The organism is Heyndrickxia acidicola, assembly GCF_001636425.1.
Taxonomy (GTDB): domain Bacteria; phylum Bacillota; class Bacilli; order Bacillales; family Bacillaceae_C; genus Bacillus_AE; species Bacillus_AE acidicola.
Map to the genome: position 1 here is coordinate 865,733 of NZ_KV440953.1, position 25,468 is coordinate 891,200.

Consider the following 25,468-nt stretch of genomic DNA (forward strand, 5'->3'; position numbering starts at 1 on the left):
TGCAGCAATGGATTATACGTTAGGTTACTTAAGAGAGTCTCTTTCCAATCATCTTGAAGACCAATACGGTAAAAGCATCTACAAAAAAATGCTGGTCAATCATTATGAAAACGAAGAAGAATTTGTGAGAGATTTGGATGAATTAGAAATTACCTTTTTAAATAAAGTTCTTAAAAAGGAAATCCGTTATGCGATGGAAGAGCAGGATGAAAAACGAACAAAAGAGCTAAATGAAGTATATGAGCTTTTATTTTAGCCAGAGGAGGAAGTGAGATGGGAGCCATTGAAAGGGACGGAAAGGTTTTTGAACCTGAATTCAGTGCTATAAGTCAAAAAGGGGCTATTCATGTGTATACAGATGGTGTTTTTCTGGAAGAAATCCCATTTGAGTTTCGTGGCCCTTTTCCAGAACATAATTTGATCGAAGAATTAGTCAATCATTATTGCAATGGACATTCCTTTAAAACTGAATGATACTATAAAAATATTATGTAAACTATAATTTGGGGATTAACTTCTCGGGTTATTCAACTATTGAAAGACAACAAAAGTGAGCTTTTAAGAGCTCACTTTTGTTTGCTTTTTGAAGGGTCCTGCATTCATCATTACACTGATAATGCTAACGCCTATCAAGATAGAACCAAGTATTTGAAGATGTCCGGAGGTGATTTCCTTGCCGAATACCAATCCAAGTACTACAGAAGACAAAATTGAGCCCAGGTAACGGCAGGTTTGAAACAGACCTGATGTGGTTCCTGCGATTTCTGGCGGAGAAGCATCAAGCATAGCTGCCTGCAAGGCAACATTGCCAATCCCATAGCTTACGCCTAATAATGATAAAATTAAGCCCATTAATAAAATAGGAACGTGCACGAAGAATATGGTTAAGAAAACAGCTCCTAAAAGCATGAACACAGAACCCCAGACAATCGGCTGTTTCGGACCGTATTTATCTACCCATTTACCGGTAATGGGAGAGATGATAATACTTACACCTGACATAAATAACATAAGAAGCCCGCTCATTTTTACGCTCAGATGCATTTCGTCCTGAAAGTAGGTAGGAAGTCCAAAAAACAAGCAATAATTAAAAAGGTTTAAAACAATAAATTGCAGGTAAACCCTTGTCAAAATTGGTTCAGATTTAAAGAGACGAACATCTATAAACGGGATGGCTGCCTTTAGTTCTCTCCAAATAAAAAGCCCGATAAATACAATACCAAGTATTCCTGATAAATAATGTACAGATGTTTTAAATGATAGTAAAAACCAAAGCAACAAGACCATCCCCGTGCCAAAGAGAAGTATTCCTAATAAATCAAGCTGTTTTAGAAGCATTTTAAACTCTGTCCGTTTTTCATTCGAATCCTTCGGAAACATGAACCATCCAAGCAAAAAGCTTAAAAGGATGAAAGGAAAGTTAACAGTAAAGATTGATGTCCAGCCGCCCCAAACAATTAAAACTCCTCCGAGTGTCGGCCCTAAAGCCGTCATAGCTGAAGCAAAAATGGAGAGCACGGCAAGCGCTCCAGCTTGTTTTTCGTGTATATGTGTGCGGACAAGAGCAATTCCAGATGGGTAAATGGCGCTGCTTCCAATTGACTGAAACAGTCTCATTATCAATAAAACGAAAAAAGTAGGAGAAAGTGGGGCTCCCACTGCGGAAACAGCAACTAAAATTAAGCCGATGAGAAACATGCTTTTGCGGCCAAGCAAATCACCCAACTTTCCAGTAACAGGCTGTCCTATTGCACTTGCCAGGTAAAAGGAAGAAATGAGCCAGGATACCGTTGTAAAAGACAGATGAAAATCCCTTTGAATACTGTGGAGGGCAAGAGAAATCATGGATGAATTCAGCGGGTTAAGCATCGTTCCAGTTGCAACTGCTGTTAAGAATAGCCCCCGGTTTTTTCTCCAATCCTTCATTATTTCACCTGTTCAAGAAATTCTTCTGTTGTGCGTAATTTACCGATCCTCGGAAATATAAAGCGCAATGTCATTTCATGTTCTTGCTTGCTGAAGGTTGTCATTGCATCTGTAATAAAAATTTGGTTATACCCGTGCTGGAACGCTTCCCTGGCAGTGCTTTCAACACCGATATTTGTTGCAATACCGCAAAGCACAATGGTATCAATTCCGCGTCTTCTAAGCTGAATGTCCAAATCCGTACCAAAGAAAGCCCCCCATTGCCGTTTTGTTACAACATAATCATTTTCCTGAACCTTTAAACGGGGATCCAATACTGCCCAATCCTTTGGTCGTTCTGCTGAGCTGCTTCCTGCCTGATCATCCAGGCTTGGCTTCAAGGCATCTTTTCCATCAAGAAAATCTACCTTAACAAAGCTGATAAAGGCGTTGTTTTCTCTAAATAGAGTAACAAGTTTTTCTGCTTTTTCCACAACTTCATTTCCGCCAGGCATGGCCACAATTCCTTTTTGCAAATCAATTAATACAAGAGCTGTTTTGTTAAAATTAATATTTAAATCTGTCATATTAATTCCTCCTCAAATATTTGATAAATCTTTTTATTTCTGCAATTTCTGCTAAAAATAATGCATTAAAATGACCAGAAAACAATCTCATAATCAGCTTTTAAAAAATCGCTGGAACTGAAAACGAAAAATTTTCTACGCTGCTCAAAATAGCAAACTAAGATAGGGGAATCCTAGATAAATTAACTTTTTATTGAAGTTTTCTGCGTTTTTCAATAGCTCTGTTTAAGCGGGTTAATAGATCCGCAAAAATTCCCTTCTCATCATTTGTCCAGCCTTCAAGTATATTTTCATAGCTTTCTATTCGATATTTTTTAGAAGCGTTTAAAGCAGTTTGGCCTTTTTCGGAAATGTAAATTAAACTTACCCTGGCATCCAGTTCATCTTCTTTTCTTTGGATAAGGCCGTTCACTTCAAGGGCATGTACTTGTCTGGAAATGGTGGACATATTAAGCTGAAACCGATCAGCCATAACTCGGATCGATAGCGGGCCTTCATTTGCAAGTAACGTTAAAAGAAGATAACCAGAACGGTCAAGACTGTTTTTATTTCCATCAAGTGTTTTTTTAAAGTCAGCTCTTCTCAGAAGCATCACAATTTCAAGCTCTATTGTCTCAATGCTATCTTTTTCATTCTTGGCCATTTTATCCATCCTTTTCTGCGATCCTTCATACATCATAAATCTTGCTGTTTTTTTATCTTCTGGACACTGTTAAAACTCTAAGTAGATTTTTCACGCATATTGATTGAGCAGAACTTATCGGGCAGGACAAACAAACAGGGCTGCGTATATTTGAGTAATACCCAATGTCTTTTGAATTCAACGTTGATTGCAGTAAATGAACAAGCAAAACTAACAGAGCCATCTTATAAAAAGACGTGTTGCTTATTTTCAATGCTTTTGCGATTAAAGAATCCTCTGTAAAGAAATAACATTTATGCTTCCTGCTTCGTTCATCGAGCCTTAACAGATTTGAAACATAGAAAAGCAAAATCATTATACAAATATTTAATTGCATAATGCAAGTATTAAGCAGAAGTCTTAGCTGAAGCCATTTTACAGCATAAGAAATGCGAAGCGCCTGTCACATCTGGGAACGAATTTCGTAGTCTCCGACATGGATAAAAGAAACTAGATGTTGACTAATCGCAGGGAGGAGACGCAGAAGCCGATAGGCGCTAAACACAGACAATGATTAACTAGCTAAATAAATATTTAATAAAAAGTTTATACTTATCCTTTAAAAAAAGCAGCCAAAGCTGCCATTAATGAAAAAAAGATATTAGATATAACTAGAAAACCAGACAATATAGTAGGCTGCAGGTACAAACAAGAGCTGGGCCAATAGCGTGCCGAGAAATTTTGAGCTTACCATAGCAACAGAATAATTCTTCAAGTAAACATAGCTTATTTGTTTTTTTGCTACAGAATCTGCTAAAACCGAGGCTTTCGGATCTACAAACAAAGACAAAAGTATCGTAGCTACTCCATTTATAATTCCGGATGACATAATGGCTGCAGCTTCGTTCTCCGGAGAAAGAACGGAGGCATACAAGGAAGACAACACGCCAACTGTATAGATTGCTGTGATCAAAACATTAAAAATAAACAGCCTTCTTGGAAAGAGTTTCAATTTCAAGCCCTTCAGATAATGGAAGCGAGGAAATCGGAAATAGAAAACAGCTCTTTTTAAGCCTTTTACGTTTCCCCACTTTTTCGTTAGGTTCAGAACGGAGCCTTTTTCAGCGGATAATTGAATGATGGCCCGGGAAAACAAAGCAATAAAGGTTGGAAGAAGCAGTATCCCAATTAATGTTCCGATGGAAGAGGTTCCAATTAAAATACGGTATTGATCTGCTAAAAAGTGGAGCTTGTCATGATGTGGAGCTTCCTGAATGAGCTTCCCCGTCATTGGCTGCTGAAACATTGTGGAGAATCTGGAAACAAGAACGATGGTATTGAAGAGGGATAATGCGGAAGCAATTAAGCCTACTCTCACACCTGAAAGCCTCGTGGCATAAGCAAGAGTTTCAATAGTGCTGATCAGCAAAAGAAAAAGAGATATAACTATAAGTTTATCTGTTATAAAATGCATCATTTTTCACCCGATTTGTTTAAAAGTACAGGCATCCTGTTCACCTGCTTGTGACTATTATTATTCAGCCATCACTGCTAGTCAATCTTTTACCTGTATTTTTCATAAATGAATGACATTAGAAAACAGAATGATTGCATAAAACACTTTTATAGGGTAACATAGTGAATAAATTGAATATTCCTTCGGGGGCGGGTGAAATTCCCTACCGGCGGTGATGAAGCAGAGGCTTCTTAGTCCGTGACCCGTTTAGCAATAGATGTGCTAAACGGTGGATCTGGTGCAAATCCAGAGCCGACAGTGAAAGTCTGGATGGGAGAAGGAAGAGTATTTTTTTGAAAGAATGGGTTGATTTAAAGGGATTACTATGCCTTTTTTGACCTTTTATTTGCATTGCCATTTTTTGCCCCTGAGTGCTTTTACATTCAGGGGCTTTTTGTATTCTTGCCAGAATCATTTATTAGAATTGTGATATATTATTTAAATGTCTAGCAGAGGGTAAGGCTAATTAGTGAAATTTGCTGGTATTCATACTCATTTATGACTTTAATTTTAAAGCTCTGTTATCGTTCAATGTTGATACCAACCAGATGGGGATTGCTGCGGATATGCGGGACTCCAGAAAAGCGGGGTTAAGGGACCTGCAGCCTTAAAAGCGACGAAAAGGCTCCCGTAATTGTTCGAAATACGAACCCCTGGAGAGGATATTAACAGGCAGGATTATCAGAACTAAAATTAAAAAATAAATCCCCCCGATCAATTCCTTTTTTCCATCCAGGTCTAACTATACAGCTGCAGGAGGTGCAAAATTGTTTACTGGAATCGTTGAAGAGATAGGATCTATACAAAGTATTCAGACGTCGGGTGCTTCTCAACTCCTAACCATTCAGGCAAAAAAAATATTGGAGGATATTAAACTCGGTGACAGTATTGCAGTAAATGGTATTTGTTTAACTGTTACAAGCTTTACTTCCAAATCTTTTACGGTGGATGTGATGCCTGAAACCTTTCGTTCTACAGGACTGAGACGGTTAGCTCCTTCGTCCCGGGTGAATTTGGAAAGGGCGATGGCAGCAGGAGGCAGATATGGCGGTCATTATGTAACGGGCCATGTTGATGATGTAGGAATTATTAAAAGTAAAAAAGCTGTAGAAAATGCCATATATTATGAAATCGAGACTTCCAGGAAAGTTCTTTCATATGTATTGCTAAAAGGCTCAGTAGCGGTTGATGGAACAAGCCTGACTGTATTCGGAGTTACTCCCAGCCGTTTTACTATTTCGTTGATTCCTCATACAGCTTCCCAAACGATTTTAGGTGAAAAAGGGACTGGTGACATTGTGTCCATTGAATGTGACATGATTGGAAAGTACGTTGAACATTTTGTAAAGCAGCAAAAGAATGAAGGCGGCATTTCCAAAGGTTTATTGGAAAATGCGGGATTTTTATAAGGGAGGACGTACACATGTTTCAAGAAATAGAGGAAGCTTTACTTGAGCTGCAGCAAGGTAGAATCATTATTGTTTGCGATGATGAAGACCGGGAGAATGAAGGTGATTTTATCTTATTAGCAGAGAAGGCCGAGCCTGAAAGTATTAATTTTATGATTACATACGGCAGGGGATTAGTCTGTGTTCCTCTTGAGGCTGAACTGGCAAAGAAATTAGGATTGACTCCAATGGTTGCAAAGAATACAGATCAATTAGGTACTGCATTCACTGTCAGTGTTGATCATCAAAGCACTACTACGGGAATTTCCGCATATGAACGGTCAGAAACCATCAAAAAACTGGCTGACCCCCAATCAAAGGAGGAAGATTTTAAAAGACCGGGACATATTTTTCCATTGATTGCCCGGGAAGGCGGTGTACTGGAGCGACCAGGACATACGGAAGCTGCTGTAGATCTTGCAAAATTATGCGGCGTTCAGCCAGCTGGAGTGATATGTGAAATTCTTAAAGAAGACGGTACCATGGCACGGCTTCCAGAACTTGAGGAGCTGGCAAAAAAGTTCTCATTAAAAATGGTAACAATAAAAGATTTGCAAATGTACCGAAAACAAAGACAGAGCTTGCAAACTGCCAATAAGTAAAGTTCTATTTTTTGATAAAATTCGGTTTTTTCTATTAGGCTGTTCCTCTTTTGAAAAGAAGAAACAGGTGACTAGATAGGTTGAACTTATGTTTTTACTCTGATGATTGGAGTGGAAAGCGAGTACCTAGAGCGGAAATCAATAGCCAATTTATATAAAAAGAAAACAATAAATTTCGTGGGAGTGAAGGGCAATGACAAAAACATTTGAAGGTAATTTAGTTGGAACTGGTTTGAAAATTGGAATGGTTGTTGGAAGGTTTAATGAATTTATAACAGGAAAACTTTTAAGCGGAGCAGAAGATGCATTGATAAGACATGGCGTGAACGAAAATGATATAGATGTTGCATGGGTGCCTGGAGCATTTGAAATTCCTTTAATTGCTCAAAAGATGGCTGATAGCGGCAAATATGATGCTGTTATTACATTGGGTACTGTCATAAGAGGGGCAACACCGCATTTTGATTATGTATGTAATGAAGCAGCAAAAGGAGTTGCTTCCATAGGACTGAAAACGGGTGTTCCCGCCATTTTCGGCGTTTTGACAACAGATTCGATCGAACAGGCAATTGAACGTGCAGGGACGAAGGCAGGAAATAAAGGGTATGAAGCAGCTGTATCAGCTATTGAAATGGCTAACCTATGCAGAGAAATTTCCCGATAAACCAAAAGTGAAATTTGATATAGGGTCAATATACAGTAAAGAAAGGACATGTGTTTATTAGCACACGTTCTTTCTTTTTGTTTATAAATTTTAAACGCCTAAATAGTAGCAAGAATCTTAACAAAATTTTCTAAGAAACGAACAATAAATATTGTACAATTAAGAAAAGTGTTAAATCACAAACTTTATAACGAGTGCTTAATCAATGTGATGTTTAGTTTATGAATGAAGTCTGTGTGCTGCAAATAAAGGAAGAGGAGATACCGATGAATATTCGTATTTTAAATGAGTCTGATGCAATTCTATACCAGGAATTAAGATTAAGAGCTTTAAAAATTAATCCGGAAGCATTTGGTTCTACGTATGAAAGAGAAGCGAGCTTTACACCAGAAGCCGTAAAAGACCGTATTAAGCCATCTGAAGATAAATTTGTTCTAGGGGCTTTTGAGGAGGGAAAACGATTAATTGGGATGGCTGTTTTTGTACGCGAAAGAAGTCTTAAAACTGCTCATAAAGGGAATGTTTACGGGATGTTTATCGCTCCTGAGGCGCGCAGCAAAGGTGTGGGAAAATTACTGTTAATTGAACTAATAAGAATGGCAAAAAAATGCCCAGGCTTGGAGCAAATAAATTTAACAGTTGTGTCTATCAATGAAACAGCAAAGAAACTTTACAAATCCGTTGGCTTTCAGGTATATGGCTTAGAGAGAAATGCTCTAAAATTTAACGGGCAGTACTTCGATGAAGACCTAATGGTTTTAAACATTGACTGTTTTTCATAGATTGTTGCTTTTCGCAAAAGTGATAATCCGTTATAAGTAAGGCATCGGGGCAGTTTTTCGTCCTCAGTCATTTTGTTACAAGCCTGAACCCTATGTATCCTAGATTCCTTTATACAAATACTAACAATCTATGGGTAAACAGCCTTCTTGAAAGTTTCAATCGTATTAGAATTATAGGCCTAAAGGGGATTCTTAAAGGAATAGTGAATATTAATGAATGATACTATTAGGTTTAAGCAGGGATTAAAAAAAGGCATGCTTTAATAAGGAACGTGCATACCTTGTTGGAGGTGGTAAATTTGAGAATCATAGGTTTAATTGGAGATTTTAAAGAAAAGGCTGCAGCACATAGAGCTATCCCACAAGCTATAAAATTAGCTTCGGCTGAGCTAAATGTTAATGTCGATATTGAGTGGGTTCCTACATCTTCCTTAGAGTTAGAATTCGAGCAAAAGCTGGCAAAATTTCATGCTCTATGGGCAGTGCCAGCCAGTCCATATACAAGTATGCAGGGTGCCTTAAATGGAATCCGATTTGCTCGAGAACATGGTGTTCCTTTTTTAGGAACTTGTGGAGGATTCCAGCACATGATTATTGAATTTTCCAGAAATGTTCTGGGAATTTCAAATGCAGACCATGCAGAAGAAAACCCGGCTTCCTCCAAGCTTCTGGTAACTCCGCTTAGATGTTCAGTCAGTGAAATGACACATGTTTTTACTCTTAAACAAGGATCCAAAGCTGCGGAAATATACAACGATATTGAAATTACCGAACAGTATGGTATTTGTAATTATGGTTTAAATACAAAATTTGCAACTTTGCTGCAAAAAAATGGTATGAGAATTTCAGGAACTGATACAAATGGTGAACCACGAATATTGGAACTTACCAGCCACCCATTTTTCATTGGTACACTTTTTCAACCTGAGCGTTCTGCCTTTAAAAAAAGTGTACACCCATTAATTAGGGCATTATTAATTAGTGAATGAATTGAATAAATATTAGATAAGATTAAAGAAAGGCTCAGATAAGCCCATTGTAAATATTGACTACATAAAATTTTGAATATTCCGCTTTTCTTTTATAAATATTTAAGGCTATACACTTAATTACACAAATATCGACAGAAGTGCGAAAGGGTTGAATCGAATTAGTATGGAATTCAGAGGGGCAAGTGCTTATGATCATGAGGATTTTCTTACACAGTATAATGAGAGAAGGAACAGAAAAGATAGTCCAAATAATGCAATCGAAAATCCAATCATAGATGAACTGATTGGTGATTTTCAAAATAAGATTATTTTGGATTTAGGTTGTGGTGATGCTTCATTTGGAAAGGAATTACTAAATCGAGGTGCAGGATTTTATAGTGGTATAGAAGGCTCAAAACAAATGGCAGCAGCAGCACAGCATAATATTAAAAGCGAAAATGGGAAAATTAGTAATGTGACCATAGAATCTTATCATTATCCAATAGAGAATTTTGATATTGTTACTTCACGTTTTGCAATACATTATGTATCTGATATTCAATTATTGTTTAAGAATGTGTATAATACCTTAAAAGAACAAGGTAAGTTTGTGTTCAGCGTTCAACACCCCCTTACAACATCCTCTTTTATTAGCAAAAAAACAGGAGATAAGCGCGGGAACTGGATAGTTGATGACTATTTTTTTGAGGGAGAAAGAAAGGAACCTTGGATTGAACAAATCGTAGTAAAATATCATCGAACAATAGAACATTACTTTCATGCGCTTACTGGATCTGGTTTTTCAGTTACAGATTTACGGGAAGGAGCACCACAACGAGAACATTTCACCAGTGAGGAAGAATTCTTAAGAAGACAAAGAATTCCGCTCGTCCTAGCTTTCTCATGTAAGAAATGAATAGATGAACTTAGAGATAAAAAACAACAAAGCCTTTTTAAATAGATAAGTATAGTATCTTGAACCTTGATACTTTAGAAGGAATCCAGCTTATCTATTTTGATCAAGGCTAACAACAAAAAATCAAGTCAAAAAGAAAAGGCAAGAATTCCGGTCTATTGCATGAATTCTTGCCTTTATTCAGCTTTGTGCTTGAATGACTTCATTCAGGTTTATATATCGGACTATTGCCTCAAGAACCCTTGACTTCATTTGCAGGTGTTTGCTTTTCTTCGCTTAAAAGAGTGTAAATATCATCCTTAATTTGTTTAATATTCATGGCATTTTGGTAGTTGGAAAGAAGGATCACATATTCATCATTTTTAGGTGAATAACTGTTAATTCCGTTCCAGCCAGGAACTACCCCGTGGGAGAAAACGAATTGATCTGTAACATACCATCCCATTCCATAAGAATTGAATTTAGGCGTAAAAATCATAGCACGGCTTTTGGAAGAAACCAGTTTTCCATCCTTCATTGCTTCATCAAATTTCATCATATCTTCTGCTGTTACGTAAATATCTCCACAGCCATAAAATTGAGTAAAGCTTGGCAATCCCGGCTTTTTCCATATACCTTTGCTATTTTGCTTGTAACCAACAGAATGATCAGGGCTTTGATAAAAGCTATCGCCGAATCCAGCACCAGTCATGTTAGCTGGATTGAAGATGTGTTCCTGAATATATTGATGAAGCGGCTGTCCTGATACTTTTTCAACAATATATCCTACGAGAGCGTAATTCACATCATTATAAAACCATCCGGTGCCCGGCTTAAACATCAAGTGCTTCGTGTTTTTTTCAATAGCTTTCACGAGCTGGTTAGGTGTCATGTTGACAGACGTTTCATCCCTTAAAGGAATACCGGAGGAATGTGTCAGCAAATCATCTATTGTTATCTTTTTGCCAAAAGGAAAAGAAGGGATATATTTTGAAACGGGATCGTTTACCTTAACAAGACCTTTTTCCTCCAGCTGCATAAAGGCAGTGGAAACAAACGACTTAGTAATGGAACCAATAAAGTATTGCGTGTTCACTGAATTAGGAATGTATTCATTGCGATTTTGCAACCCAAATCCCTGATTAATCAAGGATTTTCCGTTTTTCATAATAAGCGCTGTACCGCTAAAGCCGCTTGTTTTTAAATATTGCTCCAGCCTTGAGTCCACTTGTGTTGGAGTAAATTGGTCACTCATAGCTAAGGTTTTAACTGATGCTTGCTTACTAACGTTTGGAACCTGATCAAGATAGGTATAGATATCATCTTTCATTTTTCTGGTATCAATGCTTCTGGAATAAAAGTTGGACATTAAAATGACATATTCTTTCTTCTTAGGAGCCATACTGTTCAGTGTATCGAAACCGGCCAGAACGCCGTGAGAATACACTCCTTTTGATGTTTGGTACCAGCCCATTCCGTAGTAATGAAGGAATGGTTTAAATACGATCTGACGATTTTTTGCTGACATTAGCTTTCCTTCCATCAGCGCTCGATCAAATTTGTACATATCCTCGGTTGTCATGTAGATATCCCCACAGCCTAAAAGCTGTGAAAAGCTTGGATGAGAGGCTGCATAAATGTTGCCGTTGTTTGATGGCTTATAACCTATAGAATGGTAGACATTTTTATAGAAGCTGGCGCCAAATCCGGCTCCCGTCATGCCTGCAGGTTTAAAGATGTGCTTTTGGATATATTTTGAAAGGGGCTCTTTCGTTTCTTTCTCAATAATATAACCAAGTACACAGTAGTTTGCATCATTATATAGCCAATTTGTTCCCGGCTGAAAAGCAAGGGTCTTCGAATTTTTTTCAATTTCACGAATGAGTTGTTCAGGAGTTAATTTTGCTTTTGTCTCAACTCTAACTGGTATTCCGGAAGTATGCGTCAGTAAGTTGTATAAAGTAATTTCGTGCCCATGAGGAAACGATGGTATATACTTTGAAACTGGATCATTGAGGTGCACAACACCTTTTTCTTCCAGCTGCATAAAGGCTGTTGACGTAAATATTTTGGTAATGGAGCCAATTAAATATTTTGAGTTAACAGTGTTGTTGATTTTGTTATTTCTGTTTGCATATCCATAGCCGTTATTCAAGAGGACTTTTCCATCTTTAACAATTAAAGCCGTCCCTTTAAAACCAGATTGTTTTAAATATTGGTCCAGCCAATTGGTAGTCCCTACCTTTCTCAGAGACACACTCCCATTGTGAGCATCTGCTTCTGCAGAATGGGTGTTGGAAAGGAAATTTGGATTAAACAATTTATAAATAAATACAGCTGCTATTGCCAACATGATAAAACTAATGGTAAACAATGGCGATAATCGTTTTTTAGGTGTATGTTGTGGTTGTTTTTTATTCATCATATCGACAGTCCTTTACGTTTTTATCTGACCTTAATTATATAGGTAAAATCATAACCAAGTATTAAACAATGATTAAAAACAATTAATTTTTTATTAATTTTCTTATGGTAATGCGTCCAGTTAAATAAAAAAGCATTGATTTATTGGGTAAAAGAACTTGTAAGAGGACATACATTTATAATGAGCAACTAATAATAAGTCTGGCGTTCAAATAAATAGCAGGTTGGCAGCCCAATGCATTTTTAGTATATTATATTGGTTATTTTCGCATAGATTGTTGCTTTACGTACAAAGGATTATTCCGTGAGTTGTCTGTCTTTGTGGGATCTTTTCATATATGTTCACATGATATAATACTGAACATATATGTAAAATGATATTTTTGTGTCCAATAGCAACAAAGTTTACGAAAAGAGCCATTATATTCATTAAACAGAGTAAGGGAAGATATGGTTTGAGACATTTTGACATATTTGCTGATGTGAACAGCTATAGAATGCTATGATAGTTTAAGTAAAAGAAGGAATAAGTATACAGCAACACCCCACATAATTACGGCAGAAATCTTATTTAGTAATCGAAGAAAACTCTCTGAATTACCTACTCTTCCCAATGACCTTCCCAAAAAAGCTAAAAGAAAAAACCAGCTCCATGAGATGAAAATACAGCTTAAAGTAAAAATATATTTTAAAATTCCTATGTGTTCAATGGAATTTGTACGAATTACTCCTGCTGTATCCAATAGTGCATGCGGATTTAATATTGATACTGATGCAGCATAAAGGATTTGTTTTTTATAAGAATATTTTTTCATAACATCTTGTTGTTTTCCGGTATTGGCTCTCCAGGCTAAAGCACCCATATAAATAAGAAACAAAACACCTGTTGACATAAGTAAGAACATAATCCAATGAGAAGCAAGTACAAGGACAGAAAAACCAGTAACGGAAATAATAATAAGAAGTGTATCGGAAAGAGAAGCTGTTAAAATAGCAGGCAGTATATCTTTGAATCTTTTTTGACAGATTCCCTGTTGAAAAATAAAAGTATTTTGCGCTCCCAAGGGGAGTATTAGACCAATGGATAAAATAACCCCATGAATGATTACCGATAATATCAAGCTGATACCCCCGATTGTAATGAATGTTAATTTACTATCCATAAATTATATAGGAGAGATAGAACTTTTATTAGGTTTGCATTTGATTACTTTATAAAAAGAAGGGTTACTAAAAAGATATCAGGAAAAAATAGTTAAGGTAAGTTTGTTTAAAGGCTGTTTTCGCATAGATTGGTCCTTTACGTACAAAGGATTATTCCGTGTATTGTCTGTGTTAGTGGCATCTTTTCGTATGCCCTTCACAAGTTTTAATACTGTATATATATAAAATGATATTTCTGTGTCCCATTACAAGAAAGTTTACGAAAAGAGCCTATTTAAAAAACCATTTTAATCATACAGAACACGTATATTGATAGATTGTGATTGCTATTTGAATTTTTAAAAAATAAAACTATAAATCTGGGAGTGTTTTGATTGGATATTAACCAACAAATGAAAAAACTTAGCAAAAGAAAACCGGATATTCTAGGGATTGAAGACTTTTCAAAGTTTGGCATTCTAATTCCTCTAATAAATAAAAACGGGGAGGATCATGTTTTGTTTGAAGTCAGATCCTCCCATCTGAGAAGGCAGCCGGGTGAAATATGTTTTCCAGGAGGCAGGATAGAGGAAACTGATCCAACCCCAATTGATGCAGCCATTAGAGAAACTAGTGAAGAGTTGGGGATTTTAAGTCAGGATATTACTAATGTTATTCCGTTGGACCATATGCTGTCTGCATTTGGATCAAGATTGATTTATCCTTGCGCTGGAATGATTAAAAAGACTGCGGAGATTCAACCAAATCCAGAAGAGGTTGAAGAGGTTTTTACCATTCCTGTAGAAAAGCTAATGGAAATGACACCAAAGGTATATAAAATTGGCTTTCAAATTAAACCTGAGGAAAACTTTCCTTTCCATTTAATTAACGGGGGAAAAGAGTACAACTGGCAAATACGTCAGGTTGATGAGTTGTTTTATCAATGGGAAAATCGGGTAATATGGGGACTTACAGCTAGTTTATTAAAGCATTTCCTGGATTTAGTGAAAACCACTTAAATGAATAGCTTTGTTAAAGGGCTCTGGTATTTTTAGCTCATACACTAAAGAAAGATGTCACATCCTGCGCTTCCCTGGGTAATTACAGTTTTGGGTTTGCATCAGCTAGTTTGGATAACCTGTTGTAACAGGTGAATGAATACGAAATACCAGCTTAGGATTGAAGTGAATTTACTAGTGGTAAATAGATAAAAACGGCGTGGATGTGATAGCATGAGTGATGGAAAAATCTGTATTTCGCTGACATGGAAAGCAGGGAAATACTTTCGGCAGAAGCTGGCAAGGAAGCAGAAGGGCATTATCAAATTCAGGCTACGGATAAAGAATTAAGACAGTTAAATGAGCTTTTTCATGAAGTAAATAAAGCGGATTGGAAAACTTACGGCCGGGCACAAGTTCCATTTCTTGAATACCATCATGATCCCCAAAATGATGAATACGACGATAAACTGAGAGAGATTTACAAGATGCTGTACGAGCTTGGAAATAAAGAGTCAAAAAAACATATTGCTAGGATGGGAATATTAAATAGTTATGATGGTGCGAAATAAGGGAGAAGGCCGTCTTTCTAAAAAGATTCTGATTGTAAATTAATGTTAGTTAGCTCATTTTACTTTTAGGTGAGTTAAAACCGAACCTCGATTTTTAATCTTTTTTTTGTGTCAAAAGTTAATTGAAAGTATAGAATACGCACACTTTAATAGTGCAATATATAGAAGAGATTCACGCAGCCTGAAGAATTCTGTTAGGGGGATGCTGTAATATTGGGCACTTGTAAGCTTTGTGAGAGAAAAGAAATTGAGCTGACGGTTCATCATTTAATCCCAAAAGAGGAGGGGGGAGCGTTTCTGAAAACAGCCCTCCTATGTAAGGCATGTCATAAACAAATTCATACCTTGTATTCAAATAAAGAAATTGCTTTGCGTTTGTATTCCATCCCTCTTTTAAAAGATGATGAAGAAATGAAGGGATATTTAAAATGGATAAAAAAACAGCCTTCAAGTAAAACAGTGAGAACTAAGAAGAAGCGCAGAAAATAACCTTCAGATTACTGGAAACACTAAAAGATTAGTGCTATATTTATATAACAATTAAGCAGCAGCTCAATCTCATTAAGGGATTGAGTTTTTTGTATCAGGGTTTATCATAATTAGAGATCTATGTAAGGAATGTATTAAAATGAATAGGAAAATTAATTATATAAAAGATTGGCAAAAATCCCTCCAACTTGAAATTATGCATTTAAAAACAAAAGGAAGTACAAAATATCTTGTTAAAAATGGCAGGCTGGCAGCGAATGACGAAGTTTTTACCTATTATTTTGAATCGAATTTTCCTGTGCGGATTCCTGCTGGCTCTGCTATTCGTGTGGAATGGGGCTCAGCAAATATAGCCGGGCGAATACTATCTTCAGAAGGAGATGGCGTCATTCTCTCCATTAACCAAACGTTGGGGGATAAGGTTTCTCAGGCATTTATTCTTCATGATCCATGGGAGCTGCTTGAACAATTAATTATGCGGTTGGATGAAATAAAAAAAAGCAAGCAAAAGAGAATAAGAGTCAAAAGGCTAATGTATCCTACTATGGAACCAAAACATCCAACTATTGCTTTCAAAAGTGCGGCACACGAATTGCGTGTTAGATCAAAGTATAATCCAATCACTTATGTATGGGGCCCTCCTGGAACGGGAAAAACCTATACGCTGGCAAGGGCAGCAGCCAATCATTATTTTCTTCACAAAAAGGTACTTATCCTGTCTCATAGCAATCAGGCGGTGGATGTTTTAATGGCTGAATTGGCAGGATTCTTAAAACGAAAAAAGAGATTCATAGAAGGTGATATCCTTCGTTATGGATTTACAGGTGGAGAAGGCCTGGTTCATCATGAAGATATTACAATCACCCAATTAATCGAACACCAGCATCCATCACTTTCAAAAAATAAAAAGATATTGGAGTATGAGAGACAGCTTTTGAAAAAGGATTTATCTCTTTCTTTTAGCAGAAGAGATACCGAAGAACTATTGGAGGTAGAAGGAAAGCTGACAAGTGTGATGGAGAAAGTCAGGCAGAAGGAGCTTAAATTCGTAAAAAATGCCCTTGTGGTAGGGGCGACATTGGCAAAGGCAGCAAGTGATCCTGCCATATACGAAAGCCAGTTTGATATTGTCATCCTGGATGAGGCAAGTATGGCATATGTACCTCAGGCTGCTTTTGCTGCTTCTCTTGGAAAGCATACGATTATATGTGGTGACTTTAAACAGCTTTCTCCCATTGCTTCTTCCAACCATCCTCTTGTAAATCAATGGCTTCGGGAAGATATATTCCATAGTGCAGGTATTATAAATTCAGTAGCAAATGGCCATCTACATCCACATTTGTTTTTATTAAATGAACAAAGAAGAATGCATCCTGATATCTCTTCTTTTACAAATCAATATATCTATCATTCTCTTGTCAGTGACCATGAAAGTGTTAGAGAAAGCAGAAAGGATCTTGCAAAAAAGAAGCCTTTTGCTAATCGTGCTTCCGTTCTCCTAGATACACAACTATCAGGTGACTTTTGTACAACTCAGCGTTCTACAAAATCAAAGATGAATATTTGGCAATTGCTTCTTTCTTTTCAAGTCATACACGAAGCCTATATTGGTGGCTTCCGTTCGATTGGATTTGTCACTCCCTATAGAGCACAGGCTATGTTAATGGAGACATTATTAAGGGAGCTATATGGAAAGGAACTTCTGAACGCAGACATTATTTCAGCTACCGTCCACCGTTTTCAAGGAAGTGAAAGGGATATCATGGTTTTTGATTCTGTGGATGGATATCCAATGGAAAGGCCAGGAATGCTTCTTGCAGGAAGGGATAGTGAAAGACTGGTAAATGTTGCTATAACTAGAACCAAAGGGAAGTTTGTCCATGTAGCGAATGCTGAATACATTAGGTGCAAAATAAAAGCAGATAAAACGCTTAGGCAGCTGACAGATTACCAGATTGCCAATGACCAAGCTCTCGAAATACATGAAATCGGAAAATGGATACAACATCAGCATCCGAACCTTCAGTGGATGCATGCTAAAAAACTTGAGAGAATGTTTAAGGATATGGAAAATGCCAAGACTTCCATTCTGGTATCAATTCCTGCTGGGGCAATACTTTCGGATGAATGGCATATTTTTTTAAATAAAAAAAGTCATCTTGCAGACATAACATTTATCACTCCATCGAGACCCTTGGGTGTACCCCATTCAAGCTGGATGGAAGCTTCTTTGCCTTTCAGCTTTGTAGTGATTGACAGTAAAATAATGTGGCTGGGAGTGTATTTTGAAGGCATCATAAGGCTGGAGCCGCCTTTTGTCACTTTAAGACTAGAGGCTCCTGCATTCATGGAAGGCTTCTTAAAGGAACTTCCTATATAAAAGAATAGGAGTTTTGAAATACGCTACGCATTTCATCTTTATATTATCATTCACATCATCTCAAAATCTTTTGGATCGCTGACTTAAAGCGTGTATTTTTTAATTTAGGACTTGTTAAATTTCTATGTTGATAACTGCTCTTTTTTCAGCTCATTATTTCAGCTGTGCTAAAAAGGCGTGTGAAACAGCTGTTTTACACGAATGAGCTAAAAAACAACAGAGTTCTCTAACAAAGCCCTATTTTTAATTATCATCAAATAAAAATGGCCTGGAGTTTTTCTCTGGACCATTTTTATTCTTTTGATCATTCTTTTCCGAAAGCATCTTTTAATTGAATAAAAAAATTTCTTTTATAGAGAGATTTCCATAAATTTGCTAATCTCTTTAAAACCCATTCTTTTATATAAATTCATTGCTTTTTGATTATGTGAATATACATTCAGTCTTACAGCACTATACCCTTTATTTCTATATTCTTTTAAAGCTTCCTCCATCAATAATTTGGAGTACCCCCTGCCTCTGTATTGTGCTTTCACATATACATCATTTATCCAGCCAATTTCTTTTCCAGATAAGAAATCAATTGCTTTGTCAATTTGTACCCACCCAATTAGTATGTTTCCATTCATTAAACAAATAAAATAAGCATTATATTTTGCGGAATGTTGATAGGCTTCAATCATTTTTTGCTTATTATCTTCTGAATAGTAATTAGTTGCTTCTTTACGGTTTATACCTGCAAATTCATATATTTCTTTAATTTCTATCTCAGTAGCTTTTTTAAATTGCAACTCCATATTACCACTCCCTTACTCTATAAATATTCTGCTATAGTTTTTATTGAATAAACCATTTGTCCTTTTAATATAGAATACAATAGTTTAATTACATAGAATTACAGTATCTATTATTTTTAGATAATTTTTATGAACTTACAATAAAATATATTATGTAAAAATACACATTTAAATTACTGTACAATTCCCTGAAATCAATTTTTCTCCTTTATTTTTATGTTATTTTGTGGGTACTATTTTCAGCTGTTTTCTTTTCATCATGTTAAATGGAATAACCGCATATTATATAGGTGAAAGTAAATGGAGGTGACCTCATGGCGGTTGTTCAAGCTAGGCAATCAGATATCGCGCTTTTAGCAAGACTGCTCCGGGCAGAAGCAGAAGGTGAAGGAACATTAGGCATGCAGCTTGTCGGAAATGTTGGAATAAATCGGATAAGGGCAAATTGTTCTGACTTTAAAGGGCTTCGGACCATTCCTCAAATGGTTTTTCAACCACATGCTTTTGAAGCAGTAATCCATGGGTATTTTTATCAAAGAGCGAGAGAGAGTGAAAAAAGGCTGGCACGCAAGGCTGTAAATGGATATTATCACTGGCCAGCCAAATACAGCCTTTGGTATTTTAAACCGCCGGGAAATTGCCCTTCAAAATGGTATAATCAGCCCTTTGTCGGACGCTATAAACTTCATTGCTTTTTTCAGCCAACTGCGGAAACGTGTCAAAATGTTTATAATACCTTTTAAAGAAGCTTTTCGTTGTTTTTATTTAGGCTCAACTTTGTTGCTATTTGTGCACAAAAACAGATGTAACACTTGGATCAATATGCAAGCGAATGAATAATAGATGAAGAGATGCCTCGATGCCTGATTAAATAAGGATTTGTCCATTATACTAAAAGTAAGCGATCAATGGGAAAACAGCGTTTTTTCACCTCAATAATCTTGTGATAAAGGGATGAGTCTGATACGATTAATTAATGAATAGAATTTCAGTTTTCTAGGGTTCCGTGAATGGAATGAGCCATTTTGCTGGTCCGAGGGAAAACGCACAATCGTTTGTGTAACACGGAGGGAGAAAAGCCTGGGAGATATGTCGCTGCAGGGCAGCGGTGTATTTCACTGGCTTTTTTTCATGAAGGAAGGCTGAAAAGTTAGGGAGTGATGGATATGAATTTCTTATTGGAACATAAATGGGTTATATTAGCTGGACTGGAAGTTCTCGCTTGGCTTTCAACCTTCTTTGTTTTTTATGCCCGATATGCAATGAAGTCGTCCTTTTGGTTTAAAGCCGCTGCAATTCTTTTGGCTATTACGGGAGTTTTTCCCCAGATTACGATGGGAATCATTAGTTTTGCAGTGTCAGGAAAACTGGATATCTATACTTTTGTCATTGTGCTATTACTCCTTTATGGCTTTACGTTTGGGAAAAAACAGGTTGAAAAATTGGATGTATGGATGCAGCGCATATTTTTAAATAAGGGCAATGATGTGGATAAGCAAAAAAAATGAAAAGTCCTGGTTATCAGAAATACTTGTTGAGGGGGGATTTTTTAAATCGTTCCCCTCAAAAACAAGCATCAGAGATTACGATAACACCATGGGCATATAATAAAGTAAAATTAACTTTCCTTTTTTCACAAAAATATTCAGATTTATTTATTCATTTATAAAGGCTGTTTTCGCATAGTTTGTTAACGTACAAGGCATCATTCCGTATGTTGTCTGTCTTCGTAGTATCATTTCGTCATTTATTTACAAGCTATTATGCACAACCTGTTATTTTCATCTTTTTTTAATAAATTATTTAACCTATGTAGTCTCTGTCTATCTCGAGTGGGAAAAGCTAAGAAGACTATGCAGGCTTAGAAGCGCCGAGGAGAGCTAAAAAGCTGGCTCATGGAGCGGAATCATCAGGCAAGATTAACAGAGCCTATCTTTTACAAAGCCTTTACAAAAATAATTTCCTGCACCTTAGTTTATTTTAAATATCCATTTGCCATTAAGATTTTAAATTGCAGCAGGCGTCTTTGATTGAAAATGACTGCTTGATTATCAAAATCATGCTTACAGACATAGTATATATCTATATAAAGACTGGGAAGAAGGAAAAGCGGGAAAGAAATTAGATTTGTAAACGCTTTAAATTATTGAGTTGTTTTAAAATCCATTAGTTTTGTTAAGGATGAAGCTAAATGAAACCTATGGGAGGGATTAAAAGATGAATATTGAAAAAGCGCTTGAAGTAATTGAACGGATGAGACTCCCAAACGGAGCCTATACAGCCAGCTTATCTAAAGACTACGATTTTGTATGGATTAGAGATGTTTGTTATACCGTTCTCCCTTATTTGCATACATCTTCTGATCAATACGAAAAAGCTTATTATGCACTATTTGATCTCTTTAAGGAATATGAGTGGAAGTTGACCATCCATACGGAGAAAAAACCAGTTTATCTGTATGAATATATCCATGCCAGGTATTCAAAAGAATTAAAAGAAATAAATCAGGAATGGGGCCACGCTCAAAATGATGCAGTCGGTGTTTTCTTATGGGGAGTGGGAGAGGGAATTAAGCATGGGAAAAAAATGATTAGAAATCAGGAAGACTTAAAAATTGTTCAAAAACTTGTCGATTATCTGGAATGCTTGGAATATTGGGATTCTAAGGACAATGGAATGTGGGAAGAAAACATGGAAGTTCACGCCTCTAGTGTTGGTGCTTGTGTTGCAGGTCTTTTGTCCGTTAAGCCCCTTGTTAATGTAAAGGATGAAATCATTAAGCATGGGCAGGAAACTCTTCGCTTTCTCCTTCCGCGCGAAAGTCAAACGAAGGAAACAGATCTTGCTTTATTATCCCTAATTTATCCATTTATGGTTGTAGATCATGAAAATGCCCAACGGATTTTAGATGATGTTACAGGAAAATTGGAAAGAACCTATGGATGCATCCGCTATAAAAATGACCTGTATTATAACGAAGGAAGCGAGGCTGAATGGTGCTTCGGATTTCCATGGCTTGGATTATGCTATTCAAATTTAGGTATGCATGAAAAGGCAAAAGAATATGCAGAAAAAACACATAAAATCGTTCCTGATAATTGGGAAATACCAGAGTTATTCATAGGAGGAAGCAATGTGCCAAACGGGAATACTCCTCTTGCCTGGGCTGTGTCTATGTCTTATCTTTTATTAGACCGAATGAAAGACAGTGAATGGTTGAAAATAACAAAACTTGGTTGAAAAATTGATTAAATCAAAAAATATTATTTAATTTCATACATCCTATTTGTTGAAAATCAATAATAATTTATCAATAGGATATAAACTTAAACCAGTACTCAAAATGCAGGTTTGATAAAGAGCGCTTATTCTACAAGGAATAGGCGCTCTTTTTAGGATTAATGTTTCCTTAAACAGGGTATAAAGAACTGTCTAGATGAAAATGAAAAATAATTTTTACTGCCTGCAGAATATTCAGTTTACATAGGAGGAATTTTTTATTTTATATCGAATAATATTTTAGAATACTTTTATTCGAAAGACAGATTAAAGCTTAGGTTGGAGGTGGAGAAATTGAAGGCATTGTTAGAAAGCGAGAAAAAATTCCTTCCAAGTGATTTTGAGCTTTACCTTTTTCATGAGGGAACATTATTCGAAAGCTACAAAACGCTTGGAGCACATCCAGTTCAATACAAAGGCACGGATGGAATACGGTTTGCCGTGTGGGCGCCGAATGCCGCAAGCGTCTCGGTTGTAGGCAATTTTAATGACTGGAATGGTTCTCTTCATCCAATGAAAAGGGTTAATGCTTCCGGGATTTGGGTGTCATTTATAGAAGGACTTGGACCAGGTGAGCTTTATAAGTACGAAATACATACGCAGTCAAATGAAGTAATTCTCAAAGCAGATCCATATGCATTTTATTCTGAAAAACGTCCTAAAACGGCATCTGTGGTACATTTTCTTAACAATTACCAATGGAATGACCAAAAATGGATGAATGCAAGAGAAAAAAGTGATGTTTATCACAAGCCTATGTTGATCTATGAACTTCATATGGGCACTTGGAAAAAGAAAGAAGACGGGAGTCTGTTTACGTATCGTGAGCTTGCTGATGAATTGATTGATTACGTGTTAGACAGCGGATTTACCCATATCGAGTTAATGCCAATAATGGAACACCCCTTTGATCGATCATGGGGGTATCAAATTACTGGGTATTTTTCTGTAACCAGCCGGTTTGGATCACCAGATGACTTCAAGTATTTTGTTGATCAATGTCATCAAAAGGGGCTGGGTGTCCTGCTTGATTGGGTGCCAGTCCATTTTTGCAAGGACAGTCATGGACTTGGGAAATTTGATGGATCTGCACTTTACGAGCCGTCCGATCCCCTTAAAGCTGAAAGGGAGAATTGGGGAACCTATAATTTTGATTTTGGTAAACCTGAAGTAAGAAGCTTCCTGACCTCTAATGCTTTATTTTGGCTTGAAGAATATCACATCGATGGTTTTCGGACCGATGCCGTATCGTATCTAATTTTTCTTAACCATGACAATAGTTCCCATATTCATATTAAAAATGAATATGGAGGAGAAGAGAACCTTCAGGCAATCTCCTTTCTCAAAAAATTGAATGAAGAAATATTTAAGCGGTATCCAGGAGTTCTGATGATTGCTGAGGAAGCGACAGACTGGCCCCTTGTCACAGCACCTACAGATTCAGGTGGACTGGGATTTAATTATAAGTGGAATATGGGATGGGCGAATGATGTCCTCAAATATATGCAGCTGGAAACATTCGAACGGCCTTACCACCATAATTTATTAACCTTTTCCTTTTTCTATGCTTTCTCAGAAAACTTCATTCTTCCCTTTTCGCATGATGAAGTTGTGTATGGGAAAAAATCACTTCTGAACAAGATGCCCGGTGATTATTGGCAAAAGTTTGCTAATCTAAGAGTTTTATATGCCTATTTTATGACTCATCCGGGGAAAAAGCTTTTGTTTATGGGAGGAGAGTTTGGCCAGTTTGATGAGTGGAAGGATCTTTCACAGTTGGACTGGGATGTAGCCGGATTGGAATACCATAAAAAATTTTACGAATACTCAAAAGCGATGAATAAGTTATACCAGGAATCCTCTTTTTTATGGAGATTGGATCATGAACAGGATGGGTTTGAATGGATTGATCCCGACAATTCAAAAGATAGTATTCTTGCTTTTATCAGAAAAGGCAAGAGAAAAGGCGACTATGCCATAATCGTATGCAATTTCTCAGCTGCTGTTCATCAGCAATACCGTATAGGTGCCCCGGCACGGGGAAATTATATTGAAATTTTTAATAGTGATGAAAAAGCTTTTGGCGGTTCAGGACAAGGAAATTCCAAACCAATTAAGGCCGACAATCTTGCATACCATAATCAGGACTTTAGTATAGAAGTCACAGTCCCTCCACTGGGGATTGTAATTTTTAAGAAGCAAACGAAAAAAAGACAAGGGAGGAAAACGGAATAATGGCATCTAAAAAATGGATTGCAATGCTGCTTGCAGGCGGACAGGGAACGAGATTGGGAGATTTGACAAAGGCATTGGCAAAACCAGCTGTCCCATTCGGAGGAAAATACAGAATTATTGATTTTACATTAAGCAATTGCACTCACTCAGGTATAGACACAGTAGGAGTTTTAACCCAGTACCAGCCGCATGCATTAAATGATTATGTCGGCAATGGAAGAGCATGGGATTTAGACCGTAATTTCGGCGGTGTTTCTGTTCTCCCTCCTTATCAAAGCAATGGAGGCGGGAAATGGTATAAAGGTACAGCAAATGCTGTCTATCAGAATATTCATTTCGCTGAACAATATGATCCTGAATATGTTCTTGTGATATCTGGTGATCATATTTATAAAATGGACTATAACCGCCTGCTTCAATTTCATGTAAAAAAAGACGCTGCTGCTACGATTGCGGTAATTCAGGTTCCATGGGAAGAAGCGAGCCGTTTTGGAATTATGAATACCGACTCAGAAGACAGAGTAGTCGAATTTGATGAAAAACCGGCTAAGCCTAAAAGCAATCTAGCTTCAATGGGAGTATATCTTTTTAATTGGAAAAAGTTAAAAGAATATTTAGTTGAAGATGAGAAAGATCCTATGTCAACAAATGATTTTGGCAAGGATATCATTCCTAAAATGCTTCAGGATGGCAATGAAATGTATGCCTACCGTTTTGACGGCTATTGGAAAGATGTCGGAACAATTCAAAGTCTGTGGGAGGCCAATATGGATCTTCTTCAAGAGGAACCTGCATTTGACCTAAATGATGCCGATTGGAGAATCTTTGCCGGTAATGCCAATCATCCGCCGCAATATATTTCCTCCAGCGCTCAAATAACACAATCTCTTGTGAATGAAGGGTGCATGATTAATGGAACTATCAACAATTCGGTTCTCTCTTATAATGTACATGTAGATTCAGGCAGCTCGATAAAGGATTCGGTCATAATGCCGGATGTTCGAATTGGAAAGAATGTGAAAATTGAGAGGGCAATTATTCCACCAAATTCGATCATTGAAGATGGTGCGGTCATAGGATCCTCTGATCCAAACGAGAATATAGTCCTTTATTGCGGTAATCAGCAATACCTTCATAATTAATAGAAAAATGAGATGAG

Annotated in this window: 23 protein-coding genes, 1 pseudogene and 2 riboswitches; of the genes and pseudogenes, 17 read left to right on the forward strand and 7 right to left on the reverse strand. The window is 36.9% G+C overall.

Going from position 1 to position 25,468, the window contains the following annotated elements; translation table 11 throughout:
• Positions 1-7: 7 nt before the first annotated feature.
• Both A5N88_RS04060 and A5N88_RS04065 read left to right on the forward strand, forming a co-directional pair.
• Positions 8-256 (forward strand): sigma-G-dependent sporulation-specific acid-soluble spore protein CsgA, encoded by a 249-nt coding sequence (locus tag A5N88_RS04060; protein ID WP_066263363.1) that lies wholly within the window; start codon positions 8-10, stop codon positions 254-256.
• Between the two features lie 17 nt (positions 257-273).
• Positions 274-474: a YbxH family protein gene (locus A5N88_RS04065; RefSeq protein ID WP_066263365.1), complete on the forward strand. Its 201-nt coding sequence runs from the start codon at positions 274-276 to the stop codon at positions 472-474.
• Between the two features lie 84 nt (positions 475-558).
• On the opposite strand, the gene A5N88_RS04070 is transcribed toward A5N88_RS04065, so the two are convergent.
• From A5N88_RS04070 to A5N88_RS04085, 4 genes are all read right to left on the reverse strand, one after another.
• A complete protein-coding gene (locus tag A5N88_RS04070) occupies positions 559-1,926 on the reverse strand; it encodes an MFS transporter (RefSeq protein WP_066263367.1) in 1,368 nt (455 codons plus the stop codon).
• Complete coding sequence (locus A5N88_RS04075) at positions 1,926-2,492, reverse strand: isochorismatase family protein (protein WP_066263369.1); 567 nt, start codon at positions 2,490-2,492, stop codon at positions 1,926-1,928. The genes A5N88_RS04070 and A5N88_RS04075 overlap by 1 nt, the downstream gene beginning before the upstream one ends.
• Before the next feature lie 190 nt (positions 2,493-2,682).
• The gene (locus A5N88_RS04080) at positions 2,683-3,135 is read right to left on the reverse strand and encodes a MarR family winged helix-turn-helix transcriptional regulator (RefSeq protein WP_066263374.1); all 453 of its coding nucleotides are present in this window, start codon (positions 3,133-3,135) and stop codon (positions 2,683-2,685) included.
• Between the two features lie 640 nt (positions 3,136-3,775).
• Positions 3,776-4,588, reverse strand: coding sequence for a lipid II flippase Amj family protein (locus A5N88_RS04085; RefSeq protein ID WP_066263381.1), 813 nt, complete (start codon positions 4,586-4,588; stop codon positions 3,776-3,778).
• 177 nt (positions 4,589-4,765) lie between these two features.
• Positions 4,766-4,916: riboswitch (FMN riboswitch) on the forward strand.
• Positions 4,917-5,397: 481 nt separating this feature from the next.
• On the opposite strand from A5N88_RS04085, the gene ribE reads away from it, so the two are divergent.
• The 6 genes and pseudogenes from ribE to A5N88_RS04115 all read left to right on the forward strand — a co-directional run bounded on the left by ribE (position 5,398) and on the right by A5N88_RS04115 (position 10,013).
• Positions 5,398-6,039, forward strand: coding sequence for a riboflavin synthase (gene ribE, locus A5N88_RS04090; protein ID WP_066263383.1), 642 nt, complete (start codon positions 5,398-5,400; stop codon positions 6,037-6,039).
• Between the two features lie 14 nt (positions 6,040-6,053).
• Positions 6,054-6,662: pseudogene (gene ribB, locus A5N88_RS04095) on the forward strand (3,4-dihydroxy-2-butanone-4-phosphate synthase); the annotation flags it as partial.
• 211 nt (positions 6,663-6,873) lie between these two features.
• A complete protein-coding gene (ribH, locus tag A5N88_RS04100; RefSeq protein WP_066263385.1) occupies positions 6,874-7,344 on the forward strand; it encodes a 6,7-dimethyl-8-ribityllumazine synthase in 471 nt (156 codons plus the stop codon).
• A 266-nt stretch (positions 7,345-7,610) separates the two neighbouring features.
• Entirely contained in the window at positions 7,611-8,126 is a 516-nt protein-coding gene (locus A5N88_RS04105) for a GNAT family N-acetyltransferase (RefSeq protein WP_066263387.1), read from the forward strand.
• A 299-nt stretch (positions 8,127-8,425) separates the two neighbouring features.
• Entirely contained in the window at positions 8,426-9,115 is a 690-nt protein-coding gene (locus A5N88_RS04110) for a CTP synthase C-terminal region-related (seleno)protein (RefSeq protein WP_066263389.1), read from the forward strand.
• A 166-nt stretch (positions 9,116-9,281) separates the two neighbouring features.
• Entirely contained in the window at positions 9,282-10,013 is a 732-nt protein-coding gene (locus A5N88_RS04115) for a class I SAM-dependent methyltransferase (RefSeq protein WP_066263392.1), read from the forward strand.
• A 232-nt stretch (positions 10,014-10,245) separates the two neighbouring features.
• On the opposite strand, the gene A5N88_RS04120 is transcribed toward A5N88_RS04115, so the two are convergent.
• The gene (locus A5N88_RS04120) at positions 10,246-12,417 is read right to left on the reverse strand and encodes a serine hydrolase domain-containing protein (protein ID WP_066263394.1); all 2,172 of its coding nucleotides are present in this window, start codon (positions 12,415-12,417) and stop codon (positions 10,246-10,248) included.
• A gap of 499 nt (positions 12,418-12,916) precedes the next feature.
• On the reverse strand, positions 12,917-13,537 hold the full coding sequence (locus tag A5N88_RS04125) for a LysE/ArgO family amino acid transporter (protein WP_328005976.1): 621 nt from the start codon (positions 13,535-13,537) through the stop codon (positions 12,917-12,919).
• A 417-nt stretch (positions 13,538-13,954) separates the two neighbouring features.
• Between A5N88_RS04125 and A5N88_RS04130 the strand changes: the two genes are divergently transcribed.
• The 4 genes from A5N88_RS04130 (at position 13,955) to A5N88_RS04145 (ending at position 17,998) form a co-directional block, all read left to right on the forward strand.
• The gene (locus tag A5N88_RS04130) at positions 13,955-14,578 is read left to right on the forward strand and encodes an NUDIX hydrolase (RefSeq protein WP_066263396.1); all 624 of its coding nucleotides are present in this window, start codon (positions 13,955-13,957) and stop codon (positions 14,576-14,578) included.
• 245 nt (positions 14,579-14,823) lie between these two features.
• Complete coding sequence (locus A5N88_RS04135) at positions 14,824-15,129, forward strand: hypothetical protein (protein ID WP_066263398.1); 306 nt, start codon at positions 14,824-14,826, stop codon at positions 15,127-15,129.
• Between the two features lie 210 nt (positions 15,130-15,339).
• A complete protein-coding gene (gene hlpB, locus A5N88_RS04140; RefSeq protein ID WP_066263402.1) occupies positions 15,340-15,618 on the forward strand; it encodes an HNH nuclease-like protein HlpB in 279 nt (92 codons plus the stop codon).
• Between the two features lie 139 nt (positions 15,619-15,757).
• Positions 15,758-17,998, forward strand: a complete 2,241-nt coding sequence (locus A5N88_RS04145) for a DEAD/DEAH box helicase (RefSeq protein ID WP_066263405.1) — start codon at positions 15,758-15,760, stop codon at positions 17,996-17,998.
• Positions 17,999-18,348: 350 nt separating this feature from the next.
• Here A5N88_RS04145 and A5N88_RS04150 read toward each other — a convergent pair whose 3' ends face one another.
• Positions 18,349-18,795: a GNAT family N-acetyltransferase gene (locus tag A5N88_RS04150; RefSeq protein ID WP_066263406.1), complete on the reverse strand. Its 447-nt coding sequence runs from the start codon at positions 18,793-18,795 to the stop codon at positions 18,349-18,351.
• A gap of 314 nt (positions 18,796-19,109) precedes the next feature.
• On the opposite strand from A5N88_RS04150, the gene A5N88_RS04155 reads away from it, so the two are divergent.
• From A5N88_RS04155 to A5N88_RS04175, 5 genes are all read left to right on the forward strand, one after another.
• The gene (locus tag A5N88_RS04155; protein WP_066263413.1) at positions 19,110-19,538 is read left to right on the forward strand and encodes a cell wall hydrolase; all 429 of its coding nucleotides are present in this window, start codon (positions 19,110-19,112) and stop codon (positions 19,536-19,538) included.
• A 242-nt stretch (positions 19,539-19,780) separates the two neighbouring features.
• A riboswitch (guanidine-I (ykkC/yxkD leader) is annotated at positions 19,781-19,884 on the forward strand.
• Between the two features lie 77 nt (positions 19,885-19,961).
• Positions 19,962-20,303, forward strand: a complete 342-nt coding sequence (locus A5N88_RS04160) for a hypothetical protein (protein ID WP_066263415.1) — start codon at positions 19,962-19,964, stop codon at positions 20,301-20,303.
• Between the two features lie 709 nt (positions 20,304-21,012).
• Positions 21,013-22,035 carry a glycoside hydrolase family 15 protein gene (locus A5N88_RS04165; protein ID WP_066263418.1) on the forward strand — a complete coding sequence of 341 codons (1,023 nt, stop codon included), beginning with the start codon at positions 21,013-21,015 and terminating at the stop codon, positions 22,033-22,035.
• A 333-nt stretch (positions 22,036-22,368) separates the two neighbouring features.
• The gene (glgB, locus tag A5N88_RS04170) at positions 22,369-24,309 is read left to right on the forward strand and encodes a 1,4-alpha-glucan branching protein GlgB (RefSeq protein WP_066263421.1); all 1,941 of its coding nucleotides are present in this window, start codon (positions 22,369-22,371) and stop codon (positions 24,307-24,309) included.
• A complete protein-coding gene (locus tag A5N88_RS04175; RefSeq protein ID WP_066263429.1) occupies positions 24,309-25,451 on the forward strand; it encodes a glucose-1-phosphate adenylyltransferase in 1,143 nt (380 codons plus the stop codon). Before glgB ends, A5N88_RS04175 begins: the two co-directional genes overlap by 1 nt.
• Positions 25,452-25,468 lie beyond the last annotated feature (17 nt).